Annotated in this window: 14 protein-coding genes; 9 read left to right on the forward strand and 5 right to left on the reverse strand. The window is 66.1% G+C overall.

All coding sequences use genetic code 11. The features are described 5' to 3' along the window. Positions 1-7 precede the first annotated feature (7 nt). A complete protein-coding gene (locus P8R42_03530) occupies positions 8-1,414 on the reverse strand; it encodes an amidase (GenBank protein ID MDG2303721.1) in 1,407 nt (468 codons plus the stop codon). Between the two features lie 91 nt (positions 1,415-1,505). Here P8R42_03530 and P8R42_03535 point away from each other — a divergent pair, with 91 nt between their 5' ends. Genes P8R42_03535 through P8R42_03550 form a run of 4 tightly spaced genes read left to right on the forward strand, consistent with a single transcriptional unit; the run spans position 1,506 to position 8,097 of the window. Beyond that, on the forward strand, positions 1,506-3,743 hold the full coding sequence (locus tag P8R42_03535) for a DUF3604 domain-containing protein (GenBank protein ID MDG2303722.1): 2,238 nt from the start codon (positions 1,506-1,508) through the stop codon (positions 3,741-3,743). A 19-nt stretch (positions 3,744-3,762) separates the two neighbouring features. Then, entirely contained in the window at positions 3,763-4,626 is an 864-nt protein-coding gene (locus tag P8R42_03540; protein MDG2303723.1) for a hypothetical protein, read from the forward strand. Positions 4,627-4,645: 19 nt separating this feature from the next. Continuing rightward, on the forward strand, positions 4,646-4,861 hold the full coding sequence (locus P8R42_03545; GenBank protein MDG2303724.1) for a hypothetical protein: 216 nt from the start codon (positions 4,646-4,648) through the stop codon (positions 4,859-4,861). Next, entirely contained in the window at positions 4,858-8,097 is a 3,240-nt protein-coding gene (locus P8R42_03550; GenBank protein ID MDG2303725.1) for a glycosyltransferase, read from the forward strand. Before P8R42_03545 ends, P8R42_03550 begins: the two co-directional genes overlap by 4 nt. Here P8R42_03550 and P8R42_03555 read toward each other — a convergent pair. Further along, positions 8,055-9,203, reverse strand: coding sequence for a glycosyltransferase family 1 protein (locus P8R42_03555; GenBank protein MDG2303726.1), 1,149 nt, complete (start codon positions 9,201-9,203; stop codon positions 8,055-8,057). The two genes, P8R42_03550 and P8R42_03555, sit on opposite strands and share 43 nt — an antisense overlap. Before the next feature lie 25 nt (positions 9,204-9,228). After that, on the reverse strand, positions 9,229-9,672 hold the full coding sequence (locus P8R42_03560; GenBank protein MDG2303727.1) for a VOC family protein: 444 nt from the start codon (positions 9,670-9,672) through the stop codon (positions 9,229-9,231). 64 nt (positions 9,673-9,736) lie between these two features. On the opposite strand from P8R42_03560, the gene P8R42_03565 reads away from it, so the two are divergent. Further along, on the forward strand, positions 9,737-10,621 hold the full coding sequence (locus P8R42_03565) for a c-type cytochrome (GenBank protein ID MDG2303728.1): 885 nt from the start codon (positions 9,737-9,739) through the stop codon (positions 10,619-10,621). 10 nt (positions 10,622-10,631) lie between these two features. On the opposite strand, the gene P8R42_03570 is transcribed toward P8R42_03565, so the two are convergent. Beyond that, a complete protein-coding gene (locus P8R42_03570; GenBank protein MDG2303729.1) occupies positions 10,632-11,234 on the reverse strand; it encodes a glutathione S-transferase family protein in 603 nt (200 codons plus the stop codon). A 148-nt stretch (positions 11,235-11,382) separates the two neighbouring features. Here P8R42_03570 and P8R42_03575 point away from each other — a divergent pair, with 148 nt between their 5' ends. From P8R42_03575 to P8R42_03585, 3 genes are all read left to right on the forward strand, one after another. Further along, positions 11,383-11,748, forward strand: a complete 366-nt coding sequence (locus tag P8R42_03575) for a dienelactone hydrolase family protein (protein MDG2303730.1) — start codon at positions 11,383-11,385, stop codon at positions 11,746-11,748. A 66-nt stretch (positions 11,749-11,814) separates the two neighbouring features. Next, positions 11,815-12,690 carry a gluconate 2-dehydrogenase subunit 3 family protein gene (locus P8R42_03580; GenBank protein MDG2303731.1) on the forward strand — a complete coding sequence of 292 codons (876 nt, stop codon included), beginning with the start codon at positions 11,815-11,817 and terminating at the stop codon, positions 12,688-12,690. After that, positions 12,690-14,423, forward strand: a complete 1,734-nt coding sequence (locus tag P8R42_03585) for a GMC family oxidoreductase (protein ID MDG2303732.1) — start codon at positions 12,690-12,692, stop codon at positions 14,421-14,423. Before P8R42_03580 ends, P8R42_03585 begins: the two co-directional genes overlap by 1 nt. On the opposite strand, the gene P8R42_03590 is transcribed toward P8R42_03585, so the two are convergent. Beyond that, on the reverse strand, positions 14,420-15,262 hold the full coding sequence (locus P8R42_03590; protein ID MDG2303733.1) for an enoyl-CoA hydratase-related protein: 843 nt from the start codon (positions 15,260-15,262) through the stop codon (positions 14,420-14,422). The two genes, P8R42_03585 and P8R42_03590, sit on opposite strands and share 4 nt — an antisense overlap. 77 nt (positions 15,263-15,339) lie before the next feature. On the opposite strand from P8R42_03590, the gene P8R42_03595 reads away from it, so the two are divergent. Further along, a complete protein-coding gene (locus P8R42_03595; protein MDG2303734.1) occupies positions 15,340-16,146 on the forward strand; it encodes a TatD family hydrolase in 807 nt (268 codons plus the stop codon). Positions 16,147-16,237: the final 91 nt, after the last annotated feature.

Raw genomic sequence — 16,237 nt, forward strand, 5'->3', positions numbered from 1 at the left:
TTCTTGGTTAGACCGTCGGCCACTCGTGCGCCCAGGGGCGCGCCTGCTCGTACGCCCACGACGCTTGCATCGCGAGGTCGTCGCGATGGCGGGGAGCGACGATCTGCAACCCGATGGGCAAGCCGGCTTTGGAGATCCCGGCCCGAACCGTCGCAGCCGGATGCCACGAGAGGTTGAACGGCATCGTGAAGCTGCCGACGGTAGCCATCGGCTGCTTTCGGCCCTCGGTCTCGGCCGGGAACGGGCCCCGCGCGGGCGGGGCGTCGAAGGGAACGGTCGGCGTGAGGAGGAGATCGTAGTCCGAGAAGGTCTGCGCACACCAACGGTTCAGCTGTTCGCGGTGGTCGCGCAGTTGTCGCCAGATGTCGGGCGTCATCTTCGCACCCGCCTTAACACCGTTGATGAATCCGCGACCGAACTCTTCCTCATGTTCGGGTAGGAGTGGTGCGAGCTTTGCGAGCATCTCGAACGCACCCGAGATGCCCCACGCGTAGCCGGGCTCGGGCGGACCGCCCTTGATCTCCTCGACAGTGTGGCCGAGCTCTTCGAACACGCGCGCGGCATCGGCAACGCCGGCCGCGATGTCGGATTGTACGACTGCGTAACCGAGGTCCGGCGAGTACGCGATGCGAAGCTTCTTCGGCAGGTCCTTCAAGATCTCGCGGTACGAGAAGCCGGGGTGCGGCAGAGACTTCGGATCCAGGGGATGGGCGCCGACGACGGCATCGAGGTGGATGGCGGCGTCTTCGACGGTTCGCGTGAGCGGACCGTGCACCGCGGTGTCGTCCATCACCCAGAGATCTTCGGGCCCGTGCGGAACGCGACCGTAGCTCACTTTCAACCCGAAGCAGCCGGTGAAGGATGCGGGGATGCGAACCGAGCCGCCGCCGTCGCTGGCCGTCGCGAGGGGAAGAACGCCGCCGGCGATCGCGGCGGAGGAGCCGCCGCTCGACCCGCCCGGGGTGTGATCGGGGTTCCAGGGACTCCGGCTCACGCCGAACAGGAGATTCTTGCTGATCGCGGTATATCCGAACTCCGGCGCGTTCGTCTTGCCGACGACGATCGCGCCGGCCGCCTTCAGCCGCTCCACCTGTGTCGAGTCCTGCGCGGGCATGTTGTTCTTGTACGGTACGGACGCGTGCGTGGAGCGGAAGCCGAGTGCGTCTTCGAGTTCCTTCACGCCGAGAGGGATGCCTTCGAGCGCGCCTCCTTCGCCCCGCCCGATACGCTCCTCCGCCGCCTTGGCCCCCGCGAGGAGCTGGTCATCGTCGCCGATCTGGCAGAACGAGTTCAGCGTGGGCTGCGTCTCGCGAATGCGGTCGAGCGTCGTGCGCATGAGCTCGACGGGAGAGATCTCCTTCGTCTGGAGCCGGCGGATAATTTCGGTGAGGGGGCGGTACAAAACCTCTTTCATGGCAGCACTCCTTCAGCGCGGGACCCTATCACGGAGTTTGCCGGCGGGAAGAGGGATTGACCGGGTGGCGCTGAGGCACTAACGCCCGCAGATGTATTGGCTCGGACGGACCTTCGGCGTTCTGGTGGCGATCGCGATTCTGGGTGTAGCGCTCCTGTGGGTTTTCGGGAGAGGAACGTTCGGGGACTCCGTTGGGCCGGGAGAGATTCGGGGAGCGCGCCTTCCTCGCGCGCAGGTCGCCGAGCGCTTTTCCGCGCAGCGCGAAGCGGCCGAGGCACTCGGGCTCGGCGCCCCGAAGCAGATCCTCTTTGGGGATCTGCACGTCCACTCTTCGTACTCGCTCGATGCGTTCTTCATGAGCCTGCCGATGATGGCGGGGGAGGGCGCCCATCCGATCGCGGACGCGTGTGACTTCGCCCGCTACTGCTCGGGGCTCGATTTTTGGTCGATCAACGATCACGCAGTCTCGCTGACCACCGATCGTTGGAACGAGACCGTCGCGTCGCTGCGGGAGTGCCAGGGGATCGCGGGCGACGGCAAGGGGCCCGATCTCGTGAGCTTTCTCGGGTGGGAGTGGACGCAGATGGGATCGAATCCGGCTAACCACTACGGCCACAAGAACGTCATCTTCCGCGACCTCGAAGACGGTGACGTGCCGACGCGGCCGATCTTCGCGATCCCGCCGAGCGAGGCGAAGGATCGCGATCTCGACAATCAGCCGGGCACGCTTGCGATGGGCGCGCTGGCTCTTGCGGCCGGGCAGCAGGGGAGCGACATCGCGCTCTTCTTCAGCCAGATCATGGAAGAGCCGCCGTGTCCGGAAGGCGTTCCCGTCCGCGACCTGCCCCTCGATTGTAGGGAAGGTGCGGAGACGCCCAGCGAGTTGTTCGCGAAGCTCGACGACTGGGGATATCGCGCGCTGGTGATTCCGCACGGGACCGCGTGGGGGATGTACACGCCGCAGGGGTCGAGTTGGGCGAAGCAAGCGACGTTGGCACAGCACGACCCGAAGTGGCAGAAGTTGGTGGAGGTCTACTCCGGCCACGGGAACGCCGAGGAGTTTCGTGACTGGAACTCCGTCACGATCGCGGCGGACGGCACGAAGACGTGCCCTGAGGCGTCGGACACCTACCTCCCCTCGTGTCGGCGTGCGGGAGAGATCATTCGGCAGCGCTGTCTGGACGCGGGCGAGAGCGCTGAGGAGTGTGAGTTGCGCGCGGTCGTGGCGGGCCAGAACTACGTCGACGCGGACATCTCCGGGCATCTGACGGTGCCGGGCGTCGCGCTCGAGGAGTGGCTGGATTCGGGCCAGTGTACGGACTGCTTCCAGCCGGCCTTCAACTTCCGGCCGAAGAGCAGCGTCCAATACATGACGGCGGTCGCTGGCTTCGAAGATCCGAGCGATCCGGTTCGTCTTCGGTTCGGCTTCCTGGCGTCGAGCGATGTCCACTCGTCGCGGCCGGGCACGGGCTACAAGGAATACGAGCGAACGCGGATGACCGAGGCGCGCCTCGGGTCGACCGCGAATACCCCGCTCGGTGGAAGTGATACGCGCCCTTCGGAGCCGCAGTCGATCGCGTTCGATGCCCAGAGGAGCGACATTCCGTTCTTCGCACGCAACGAAGTGGAGCGCGCGGCGTCCTTTTTCGTGACGGGTGGTCTCGTTGCGGTCCATTCGCAAGGGCGGGATCGAGAGGCCGTCTGGGATGCGCTCGATAGTCGCGAGGTCTACGGCACGAGCGGCCCGCGTATCCTCTTGTGGTTCGATCTTCTGAACCCGCCGACGCGCGATCCGGCCCCCATGGGCACCGAGGTCGAGATGGCGGAGGCGCCTGTCTTCGAGGTCCGTGCAGTGGGCTCGTTCGAGCAGAAGCCGGGCTGCGCCGACTCGGCGGTGCGCGCACTCGGAGAAGAGCGGGTCGAGTGGCTCTGTGGCGGAGAGTGCCTGCATCCGTCGGACGAGCGTCGTAAGATCTCTCGAGTTGAGGTCGTACGGATTCGTCCGCAGGTCGAGGCGGGAGAGCCGATCGCGCCTCTCATCGAGGACCCGTGGCAAGTACATCCGTGTCGGGCCGACTCGGAGGGCTGCCGCGTTGTCTTCACGGACCCGGACTTCGCGGCGGCCGGGCGCGACGCGGTCTATTACGTCCGCGCGGTCGAAGAGCCGAGCCTCGCGGTGAACGCGGACAATCTCCGCTGTGAGCGCGACGAGAACGGCAGTTGTCTCGCGGTCCGGCCCTGTGACCCCGAGCCGCTCGATGCGGAGTGCCTGGCCGAGACCGAGCAGCGCGCCTGGTCCTCGCCGATCTTCGTGGACCACGCGGGTTGAATGCTATGGGAACGGCACCATGAATCTCCACGGTGAGCCCGCTTACGTCGGCCGCTTCTGCGGCTCGAGTTCGTACGAAGTGAGTCCGGAGGTCGCCGCGTTCTACGCGGACGCTCTCGACGACCCGACCCTGGCTGGTTCCGACGTGGCGCCGCCGTTGCTGTACCACTCCGAGTGCTACAAGTGGCTCGGCAATTGGTACCTGCAGAATCTCTTCGGCAATCTGCACGCGCAGCAGGACTGGGAGATGTTCTCTCCAGTTCGAGTGGGCTCGAAGATTCGCACGGTCTCCACCATCGTCGATCGCTTCGACAAGCGCGGTCGCAACTACGTTCTCAACGAAACCGACTTGTTCGACGAGGAAGATGGTCGCCTGCTCGTTCGCGGGCGCACACACCAATCGTTCCTCCCGCCGAAGAAAGACGGCGACGGGGACGGCTACGTCGTCGACAAGGATACGGCGAAGAAGAAGACGGCGCGCCCGCCCTTTCCGACGGCAACCGGCGCGGATCTGGAGTCCGTCACGAAACGAATCGACCAGCGTCGCTGTTGGATGTTCTCCGGCCCCGAGCGGAATTACCACAACGATCCGGTCGAGGCGGAGAAGCTCGGATTTCCGAACATCGTCGTGCAGGGGATGATGTCGACCTGCTTTGTCGCGCAGGTGATGCAGAACGCGTTCGGCCCGGGCTGGCACACGGGCGGCAAGATGGCACTCAAGCTCACGAACGTTCTGTGGGTCGATGAGCAGGTGACGGCGTTTGGTCGAATCCAAGATGAGGTGGCAGAGGGAGCGCAGACGCGCGTGCACTGCGAGGTTTGGGTCGACAAGGCAGACGGCACGCGCATCGCGCTCGGCACCGCGAGCGCTCTGCGCGAATGAGCCTCCGATCGGAGAGCTGATGGCGGACTTTGGCATCGACCGTCTCGAGTCGCTCGTGCGCGACGAAATGGCCGCGCGGGCGGCGGAGTCTTCGCCGGAATCGTACGGCGAACGCCTTCGCGCGATGAGTCGTCGTCCCGGGAAGTCGGGATCGGCCTCCCGGCGGGCGATGGGTCGGCTCGAGCGGGCTGCGCTTCGCGTGCTGCACGAAATTCGCAAGCGCCGATCGAGATGAAGGTCGTCCAGGTCATCAACGCCCTGGATCGCGCCGATGCAGTGTCTCTCTGCTTGCTCGAGACCGACCGCATGCTGCGCGAGCTCGGGCACGAGAGCGAGATCTACTACGAGTCGGCGCATCGCTCGCTGGCAGCCCGTGGTCGATCCGTCTCGCAGCTCCAACCGGATGCCGGCGACGTCGTTCTTTTTCACTACGCAGGGTACTCGAGGATTCTGTCGCGCGTCTCGCGCGTTCAAGGCAAGCGCGGTGTGGTGTTCCACAACGTGACGCCGGCGCACTTCTTCGAGGGTATTCCGGATACCTACGAGTTCTGTCAGCGGGCTGTGCGGCAGCTCCCCGAGCTGCCGACCTTGTTCGATTTCGGTGTCGGAGCCTCGGCCTTCAACGTCGAGACGTTGGCGGAACTCGGTTTCGAGCACACGAGGGTCCAGCCCATCGCTCAGGAGACGTCGGGGCTCGTCGAGGTTGAACCGGATCCGGCGGTGGTGCTGAAGTGGAACGACGGTTCGGTGAATGTACTCGTCGTCGCGCGCACCGCTCCGCACAAAGGTCTGCACTTTGCGGTCGAGGCCTTGCCCTCCATCGAGGCGGAACTCGGTCGGCGGGTGCGGCTCCTTCTGGTCGGCAAGACGTCTGGGTATGAGGCGTACCTGGAGCGACTGCACGGGATCATCGCGGCTGCGGGGCTGGAGGACCGAGTCGTTCTGACGGGCGAGGTTTCGAACCCGGAGTTGCGCGCGTACTACCAGTGCGCCGATGTTCTCCTGCAACTCAGCGAGCACGAGGGCTTCTGCGTGCCGCTGATCGAGGCGATGGCGTTTGGGTTGCCCGTCGTTGCGGCCGGCGCCGGCGCGGTTAGAGAGACCTTGGGCGGTGCGGGGATCCTGCTCGAGGATCGGTCACCGTCGGAAGTCGCGCGCGGCGTCGCGGAGGCGCTCGGGGCCGGTCGGGTGGAGCTTCTCGTAAGCCAGGAGGCGCGTGGGCGCGCCTTTTCTCGCCGCGCGGTTCAGGAATCGCTCGGGGACCTGCTCGCGTGGGTGGCGGGCGTACCTCGGCGGGACGCGCCGGTGCGGCTGCCGAGCGTTTCGGTGGTCGTGTGCACCTACAATCGCAGCCATGTTCTGGGGCGATGCCTCGAGGCGCTTCGGGAGGTCGACTATCCGGAGTTCGAGGTCGTTGTCGTCGAGGGTCCGTCGACCGACGCGACGGCGGAGGTCCTGGATCGCTATCCCGATGTCCGGCGCGTTCGGAATCCGGAGCGCAATCTTTCGATCTCGCGCAACGTGGGCATCGCCGCGAGCTCCGGCGAGATCGTCGCTTTCATCGACGATGATGCCGTTGCGGACTCCGGGTGGCTGCGCGCGCTGACGAGCGCGTTCGACGATCCTACGGTAGGCGCGGCCGGCGGCGACGTCTTCGGGCCGCGCGGGGACCACCTTCAGTTCTCCAACGGCATCCTCTCTCGCAACGGCCTCGTGATCGCCAAGCAGGAGAAGCCGGATGATCGCAACGACCCCGGCGCCGCGTGGTGCAATACGCTCATGGGGACGAACGCGGCCTTTCGCCGGAGGATCCTCGACGAGGTCGGCGGCTACGACGAGAATTACGAGTACTACCACGACGAGGCGGATCTCTGCGTGCGGGTCATCGATCGCGGTCATCGTGTCGAGCAGTGCCCCGATGCCGTCGTCTGGCATGGCTTCGAGCCGGGGACTTCACGCAAGAGTGCCTACGACGTCGACTTTACCATCGTCGTAAAGAACACGATCTACTTCGCGTTGCGGCACAATGGGTGGCGGCGTCGGCCCTGGCGGCTCCTCGGGCCGCTGGTCACGGTGCAGATCCACGTCGGGTGGACGCTGCGCCGCCTGGTCGAGCGGGAGATCGGTTTCTCGCACGCGGCCCGGTTGCTCGGTGGTTGGGGGCGCGGGGTGCGGCAGGGCTATCGAAAGGCGTTCACTGTGGAGGCGCGCTGTAATCTGGGCGGTCGCGTGCCCGAGGCGGCTCCGACGTCAGCTCCGTTCACACGCATCACTCGGTCCGCGGAGAAGCGCCCGCTCCACGTGGCGCTCTTGAGCCAGCAGTATCCGCCCGACGATTGCGGCGGCATCGGTGTCTACACCGAGCAGCTGGCACGAGGCTTGGTGGGGAAGGGGCACCGGGTGTCGGTATTGGCCGCCGGGAAGGCCGCGATCGATCGCGTGAACGGCGTCACGGTGTATCGGATCCCTACGGCCGAAGCGCCCGCCGGAATTCCGGCGGGCATGCGCGTGACGCGGAAGAACGTGGCGTACGGCCTCGGAGTGCAGGAGGTACTCTCGTGGCTCGTGCGAAGCGCGGATGTGCAGATCGTCGAGAGCCCGATCTGGGATGCGGAAGGGTACGCGGCGAGCCTCGCCGAGGACGTCCCACTGGTGCTGCGCCTCAACACCCCGATTGCGCTCGCCGCCGAGATGCAGGGGTGGAACTTCGACGCCGACCTGAAGCTCGCCTCGGAGCTCGAGTGGGCTCTGTTGCGGAACGCGCGAGGGGTGATCGATCCCTCGGGGACCATCGTCGAGACGATTGCGGCCAGGTTCGACGCACGCCCCGGGCAGGTTCCGGTCCGCACGATTCCGTTCGGGACACCGCTGCCGCCCGAGCCGGCGCTGCACGATGGAAGCGACGTCCGTTTTCTCTTCTTGGGGCGACTCGAACGAAGAAAGGGCATCGACACGTTGATGGAGGCGATCCCGCGGGTTCTCGAAGCTGCGCCGGGGGCGTTCTTCGATATCGCAGGCGATGGCGAGGCGGAGTTTGCTCCCGAGCGGCTGGTGGCGGGGCTCTCGGCGGAGCATCGCGCGCGCGTCCGGTTTCACGGCTTCGTCGGCGAAGAGGCGCGCGCGACGCTGTACGAAGAGTGCGACGTCTTCGTGGGGCCGTCGCGCTACGAGTCGTTCGGGATCGTGTACATCGAAGCCATGTCGTACGGCCGGCCCTGTATCGCTTGTGCGGTGGGTGGACCGACGCAGATCGTTCGCCACGAGGAGACCGGGCTGCTGGTGCCTCCGGCCGATTCCGATGCGCTCGGGGCGGCGCTCGTCGACCTCGCCCGGAACGCCGAGATGCGTCGCTCGATGGGCCGAGCGGCGCGGCAGAAAATTGAGGACGAGTATTCCGTGGAGCAGATGGTTCAGCGCACGATCGAGCTCTACGACGACGTGCTCGCCGCTTCGCCCGAGAGATCTTCGTAGACCTGTATCGTTTGCTCGGCGGCTCGCGTCCATGTGAAGCCGGCGGCACGTGCTCGGCCGTGCGCAATGCGGGGTGCGTTTCCCGCCTCGTTGGTCAGCACTTCGCCGAGTGCTGCGCTGAGCGCCGCGATGTCGTCCGGAGCGAACTGGAGAGCGGCGTCGCCCGCGACCTCGGGAAGCGACCCGCCGTTGCTGCACACCACGGGCGTGCCGACCGCCATGGCCTCTACGACGGGGAGCCCGAACCCTTCGTATCGCGACGGGAGGCAAAGGACGTCGGCGTTGCGATAGGCTTCGACGAGCGCGTCCTGGTCGAGGAGGCCTCTCCACTCGACCGCCTCTGCGACGCCCAACTCCGTCGCGCGTGTTGCGGGCTCGGGGAAGCGCCCGTCCTCGGGGCCTACGATGACGAGCTTCGCGTCGAATGGGAGGCGCGCGCGCGTCTGCGCAAAGCCTTCCACGAGGCCGACGAGATTCTTGTGGGGGTCGGAGCGCCCGACGAAGAGGATCGTGCGCGTCCTATCCTTCGGCCGCGCGCGGGCGGGGCCTGGACGGAACTCCGCACCGACCCCGCAGTGGATCGTACGGGTTCGTCGGGCGGCTTCGGCGGACAATCCCAAGCAGCGCACGACGTCTCGTCGTGAGACCTCGCTGACCGTCAGGATTCGCGCGGCGCGCTTACCGACCCGGCGCATGATCGCGTCGTAGAGCGGCGAGAGCCGGGCCTTCTTGGAGTTGGCTTCGGGGAACAGCATCGGGATCATGTCGTGAATCGTCGCTACGCACGGAATCTTCGTGCTGATCAGAGGGATCATGAAATTCGTGGAGTGAAATACATCGATGCGCTGCCGAACCAGCACGCGCGGGAGGCGAAGCTGCGATAACGGTGACATCGGTCCGTACGGCACCAGCAGCGTCTCGACGCCGGAGGTCTCCAGCCGGGCGTCGCGAAGAACGCGCGCCCGGAGGTCGCCGTCGTCGAACAGGAGCACGAACGTATGCTCGGCCTGGGTGATTCGAACCAGATGCTCGATCAGTTGGAGCGTGTACGTCCCGATGCCGGACGCCTCGTGGCGGATCCAGCGTGCGTCGATGCCGATTCTCATGTGCCGGCCGGGGCCCGTACGCGGGCTAGGGTTCCTCGAACTCTCCCACGACGACCCCCGGGCTGAGCGACCCGCCGGCGCCGAAGAAGTACTCCTTGTACTTCGTGAAGCGGCCCTGCAGGTGCTCGTCGATCTGCTCCTGGGTGTAGTCGAGTCCCCCGAGGACAGGGATGTCTGCGGCTTCCGCCTTCTGCTTGGTCGCGTCGACGTCTTCGACGGCGAAGATCACGCCAGCGAGGCCTTCGCCGTTGGTCTCGAGGAAGGTCCGGATGCGGCTATCGCGCCCGTCGACCGGCGACACGAGCTCGATGCCCGCGTTCCAGGAGATCGAGCACCGGACGCCGTACGCTTCCGCGTCAGCGTCGTTTACCGGCTCGAACTTCGCGCCGAGGAGTTTCGTGTAGAACTCCTTCCCCTTCTCGAGGTCCCAGACCGCCATCGTGACTCGGTTGACGCCGCGCTGTTTCATCGCTGGGGATCGTATCGGAGTACGATCGCAGCGCAATGCATCGGTTTTTGATAAAAGGGGACCCGTGAAGCTGTGCTTGATCCTGGTGATGGTGGCGGGGTTGGTCGGCGGGTGTACGAAGCCGGCCCCGAACTTGGGCAGTGCCGGGGACCCGGCGCGCGGACGGAGCATCGCTGCGATTGCGGGTGGCTGCGGCTGTCACACGCCGGAGAAGGGGCCCGTCGGCGCGGGAGGCGTGGAGATCGAGACCCCGTTTGGGCTCTTCTACTCGACGAACATTACGAGCGATACGAAGGCCGGGATCGGCGACTGGACCGACCCCGAGATAGAAGGAGCGTTGCGACGCGGGATCCTGCGGGACGGCTCGGTGGAATCACCGGTCATGCCGTACTACCGCTACGCCGGTATGGCGGATCAGGACGTGCGCGATCTGATCGCCTGGCTGCGGACGCTCCCCGCGTCGTCCGAAGTGAATCGACCGGCCGACGTGAGCTTGCCTCTCCCGCGCCTCGCCTTCTGGGGTTGGCGCACGCTCTTCGCGTCGGGTGTCACGGCTCCCGCGACGGCTCCGGCTGCGGGCGTCGAGCGGGGGGAGTACCTCGTCCAGTCCGTCGCGATCTGTGGTGACTGCCATACACCGCGCGACGTCTTGGGAAGGGCCGACGAGGCGCTGTACCTGGCCGGCTCCAAGGACGGTCCGCTCGGCGGCGTGCCGAATATCACGCCCGACCAGAAGACCGGTGTCGGAGACTGGGATGAGAGCGACATGGTCGCGCTCCTGCAGGACGGGATGCAGCCCGACATGGACAACGTGCAGGGAAAGATGGCGGACGTCGTCGACGGCATCGCCGGCGGCCCCGGATACTTCGATGCGCCCGAGGCCGACTTCACGGCGATCGCGGCATACTTGAAGACGGTGCCGCCGATCTTTCACGACGTGGGGGACTAGCTCCCGACCGCTAGCCCTGCGTGATGGGGATGTGGCCGGGCTGGTCGGCCACCCTTGTGATCCAGCCCTGGATGTTCGGATAGGGGTCGAGTTCGAACCCGCCTTCGGGCGCGACGTGGGTGTAGGCGAACAGCGCGATGTCGGCGATCGTGTACCGGCGTCCGACGAAGAAGTCGTTCTTCGCGAGATGGGTCTCCATGACGGCGAGAGCCTCGTGGCCGAGGCGGTACTTCTCCTCGAGGCGCGCCCGGCGCTCGTCGGTGAGTTCGAGGTGTTGGATCCAGTGGCGTGACGTCGCGATGTTAGGCTCGTGGTTGTACTGCTCGAAGAACATCCACTGCAGGACCCGCGCGCGGTCGAGGCTCCGGTCCGGAAGAAATGGCGTGCCGTCGGCCAGGAAGAAGAGGATCGCGTTGGATTCGGCGAGGTGAACGCCCTCGTCGGTCTCGAGTAGCGGGATGCGACCGTTGGGATTCTTCTCCAGGTAGGCGTCGGTGCGCGTCGCGCCATCCACGATGTCGAGTTCGATGCGTTCGAACGGGACGTCGAGTTGGGTCAGCAGCAGCCGGATCTTGTAGCCGTTTCCGGAGGGCAGGTAGTCGTACAGGCGCATGGAGCTGACGTACCACCTCGCGGGTGGTTCGAGGAGCCGTGTTTTCGACCCTGGAAATCCTTCCCCGTCCGTCTCGTCCGGGCTGGAGGGCGGGTCGTGGTCACCAAGGAAGTTCGGATTGCCGTCGACGATCGGATCGGCGAGGTGAGTGGGCTGCTCGACCGCCCGCGACGCTGCGCTACCAATTCCCGTACATGGAGAAGGGGGGCAGGCGGCCCGACTCGAAGAAGGTGCTGCTCGCAAACGTGCGAGCGGTGGCGGCGTTCGGGGTGAAGAGCGCGCGGATCATTTCCAGGACGTCCGCGGTCCGATGCTGTTTCTGCAAGGGACGCGTGACTCGCTCGCGGATCTCGATTCGATCAAAGGGATTGCCAAGGGGCTCGGGAAGCGCGGCAAGATCCACGTCGTCGAAGGCGGGGGTCATTCCTTTCACGTCCTGAAGCGCTCGGGTCGGGCGGACGAGGAAGCGCTCGACGAGCTTGCGGAGCCGATCGCGTTTTTCGTAGCGGTCTGAGGACAGCAGGTTCCATGCGTGTCGCCGCTGGACCGGCCGAGGTAAAACGTGCTCTGCTAGGGCGCGATGGTTCGCCTAACGCGACGACGGTTTCTCGAGCTTGCCAGCGCGACGGGAGCGGCGGCGTCGTTCCCCTGGGTGAGCGGTTGTAGCGACGCCGATCTGTCGCAGTCCGCGGCGCGCTTCTTCACGGACGACGAGCGGCGGGTGGTCCGTGCGATGGCCGGCGCGATCGTGCCGGAAGATGATCTTTCGGTCGGCGCGGTCGTGACGGACGCCGTCGAGTTCATCGATCGCTGGCTCGCGGCGTTCGAGAACGATCCGCCCGGAATCTATCGGTCCGGGCCGTTCAGCGGCCGGACACCATTTCCCGATCCTGCGACCGGGCTGCCCGGCCGCGAGTATCCCGCGAACGACTTCCTCGAGGTCTTGCCGCTCACGCGAATGCAGGATCTGGCGTTTCGGATCGAGTTGTACGGCTCGGGTGCGGTGCCGGGCGGCGACATCAATGCGCCGCTGGTACCGTCGACGCCGGGTCGGCGCGCGGACTATCGGGCAACGGTGGCCGCCTGGCGCGACGCGGCGTCGTCTCTCGGAGTCGATTCGTTCGAGGCGGTTGACGACGAGCAAAAGCTCGGGGTGTTCGCCGAGACTGATCCTGGGTTCCGGTCGGCGTTCTTGCACGACGTCGCGCAGGGCATGTTTTCGGCGCCGGAGTACGGGGGTAATCGAGACGGGCTTGGATGGCGCGACTACGACTACGACGGCGATAGCCAGCCGCTCGGCTACACGTTGTTCGGCCCCGACGGTGAGCCGTTCGATCACCCCGACCGGCCGAACCAAACGGCTGACCCTGCGCGTCCGGCGCGTGCCTTCTCCCCGGAAGTCGAGAGCTTCATCGAGGCGATCACGATCGGGCAGGGCGGTAGGCGGTTCTTCTGATGAGCCTGCCGTCCGGCGTTCCGAACGTTCTGGGGGATACAGCGCTCGACCGCTTCGACGTCGTGCTCGTGGGCAGCGGGGCCGGGGGCGGCGCAGCCGCACGCGTTCTTGCGACGAACGGTCTCAAGGTGTGCATCCTCGAGGCCGGCAACAACTACTTCGTGGGGCTCGACGATCCGGCACCCGGGATGCCGCGCCCGCTCTTCTCGAACGACGAGCTGAAGCTGACCTCGCGCGGGCTGATTCACCAGCAGGCCCGGGTGGAACCGCGAACGTTTCGCCCCTCGGCAGAGGCCGGCGCGCGTGCATTGATCGGTGAGGTCAATAATCTTCCGAAGACCGTCGGCGGGGCCTGGGTGCACGCGGACATGCAAACCCCGCGCTTTCAGGAGTTCGACTTCCGACTCGGGCGCGATCTCGGGGGCGTGGCCGGTGCGAGCTTCGTGGACTGGCCGCTCTCGTACGACGAGCTCGAGCCTTACTACGCGGCCATGGAGCGGCTCGAAGGGGTGCAGGGGGAAGCCGGCGCGGACCCGTTCGCGTCGCCCCGATCCGCGCCGTACCCCATGCCGCCCGGTCCGACGATGTACGTGTCCGAGGTGTTGGCGGAGGGTTCACTGCGTCGGGGGTTGCAGCCGTTTCCGTACCCCGGGGCTCGTGCGTCGCGCCCATACCGCGGGCGTCCCGCGTGCAACGATTGCGGTTTTTGCTCCAAGTACGGGTGCCCGACCAACGCGAAGGGGTCAGTGGCGCTGCTGCGGGACGCGCTTCTCACCGGGAACGTGCAAGTGCGGTTCAATTCGGCGGCGACGCGGCTCGAAGCGGATTCTACCGGACGTCGCGTCGTGGGCGTGCACTACCTGGACTCCGACGGGAACCCCGCGGTCGTACGCGGCGATCGCTACATGCTGGCCGCGAGTGCGATCGAGTCTGCGCGGCTGTGTCTGCTCTCGGATCCGGGCGGGCCCGGGCTCGGGAACTCGTCGGGCGAGGTCGGCCGGAATCTCATGTTCCACCACCAGACGGTCTCGGTGGGGGTGTACCAGGAGGATTTCCACGGTGAGCGGGGGCGCTCGGTGACGGCGGGCTTCACGGATTTTCGTGGCGTGCCCGGGGATCCGGCCCGGCCCCTTGGGGGCATAGTCGAATTTGGGACGAACTCCGAGAAGATCGTGGACGCCCTGATCTACATGATCGACCTCGGGTTCACCGGGGCGACGCTGAAGAACTTCATGCGCGACAGCCCTCTGGGTTCCAGCATCGGCGCTCTCATCATGCAGGGAGAAGATGCGCCGCGGTCGACCAACCGAGTCGATCTCGACCCCGACGTGCGTGATTTGAACGGACTGCCGGTGCCGCGCATCACATACGAACCGCACGCCTTCGAACTCGAGGCGCGCAACGTCTACGGGCCGCGGTTGATCGACATCCACCAGGCGGCTGGGGCTCAGTTCGGGTTCGTCGCGCCGATCTACGAGGGCGGGGCGACGCCGAGCAGTCGACACATCCTCGGCACGCTACGGATGGGCAACGATCCCCTGACGTCGGTCACCGACCGTTTCGGTCGGTTTCACGATGTGGACAATCTCTACTCGGCCGATGGAGCGCCGCTTCCGACTTCGTCCGGATACAACCCGACACTCACGCTTCAGGCGCTGGCGAGTCGCACCGCGGGGGCGATCGTCGATCCGCTTCGGCCCGAGGCCGTGATCGAGCGAGACAGCGAGATCTAGCGACCCTTCCAGACCGGCGTACGTTTCTCGCGGAACGCGGCGACACCCTCTTTGGCGTCTTCACTCGAGAAGACGCCGGTCGAGTACTTCATCTCGGTCTCCAGCGCCGTCATGAGGTCGACCATCGTGCTTCTCTTCGCGGACTCCTTGCAGGCGCGGACGGCGAGCGGGCCGTTCAGACAGATCGTGTCGGCCCACTCGCGGGCGCGGGCCATCACCTGGTCGCGCGGGACGACCGCGTTCACGAGGCCCATTTGCAGGGCGCGCTCCGGCGTGACGCGTTCGGCGAGGAGGAGGACTTCCATCGCGTTGCACCAGCTGAGCTGGCGGGCGCTGTGGACGGTCGAGCCGCCGCCCGGGAATAGGCCGCGTCTTGGCTCGGTGAGCTGGATGAACGTGTCGTCGGCGATGACGCGGAGGTCCGTGTTCCACATCATCTCGAGTCCGCCCGCGGCGCAGATGCCGTTTACCGCGGCGATTACCGGTTTGTAGAGTTCGAACTTCTGGCCGTCGCGTGTTTCGGCGCCGTCACGCAGGACGGCGACGAGGCTGTCGGAGAAGCTGTAGTTCTCGCCTTCTTCGATCTGCTTGGAACCGCCTTCGCGCAAGGCCTGCGCGCGTTCGGTGACCTGGGTGATGAACTTCTTCAGGTCGGCGCCGACGCAGTAGACGTCTCCGGTGCCGGTCAGGATCGCGACGAACGCGTCGTCGTCGTCCCGATACCGAATCCAGCCATCGGCGAGTTGGCCGAAGTGCTCGAGGTCGAGCGAGTTGCGCGCCTCGGGTCGGTCGATCGTGATGGTGACGACGTGGCCGTCCTTCTCGTAATGAATCGCCATGGGGCACGAGCATCGCGGCGACCTCCGGGACTGTCAAGCGGCTGGCGACCGGGGCACGGGGGCGGTACGAACGAAGGATGGGTCTCGTTGACGTTCACGCGCACCTCACCCACCCGAAGCTTGCCGGACAGGAAGCGGAGGTTCTGCAGCGCGCCCGGGATGCCGGCGTCGCCGCGATCATCGCGAATGGGTTGAATCCGGATGACAACGAAGCGGTTCGCGCCCTCGCCGGGCGGGACCCGCTCGTGAAGCCGGCGTTCGGTTTCTATCCGGTCGACGCGGTTCTATCGGAGATGCGAGAGCTCGGGGCGGATTATCCGCGTGAAGGACACGAGTGTACGGCGGAGGAGGGCGTCGCCTGGGTTCGCGAGAACGTCGCCGAGGCGATCGCCGTCGGTGAGATCGGTCTCGACGGCTACTGGGTACCTGAAGAGCTCTGGGCGAAGCAGGAACTGGTCTTCCGCGAACTCGTCACGATCGCGCTCGAGGCGGGCAAGCCCATCGTCATCCACACGCGCAAGCGCGAACGTCACGCTTTCGAGATACTGAAGGAGATGGGTGCGACGCGCGTCAACTGGCACTGCTTCGGCGGCAAGGTGAAGCTCGCGCGCCAAATCGCCGACCACGGCCACTACATGTCGATCCCGGCCAACGCGCGCCGCTCCGAGAGCTTCACCCGCATGCTCGAAACCCTGCCCCGTGATCGCCTCCTCTTGGAGACCGACTGCCCCTACCTCGGCCCTGAGCGCGGCGCCACGAATGAACCCGCCAACGTAGCCGCCACCGCCACCTACGCCTCCGAACTCTGGAACACCCCACTGGAAGCCGTCACGGCCCAGATCTCCACGAACTTCACCGAGCTGTTCGGAGGGGACGTTGGTTAGTCTCGCCCTTTTTTTTTAGTCGTCGCGAGGGTTCCTGGTGGCGACGCGCCGGCCGGCCGACGACGAAACAAAAAGGGCGAGACTAACCAAC

The organism is Candidatus Binatia bacterium, assembly GCA_029243485.1.
Classification (GTDB): Bacteria; Desulfobacterota; Binatia; order UBA12015; family UBA12015; genus VGTG01.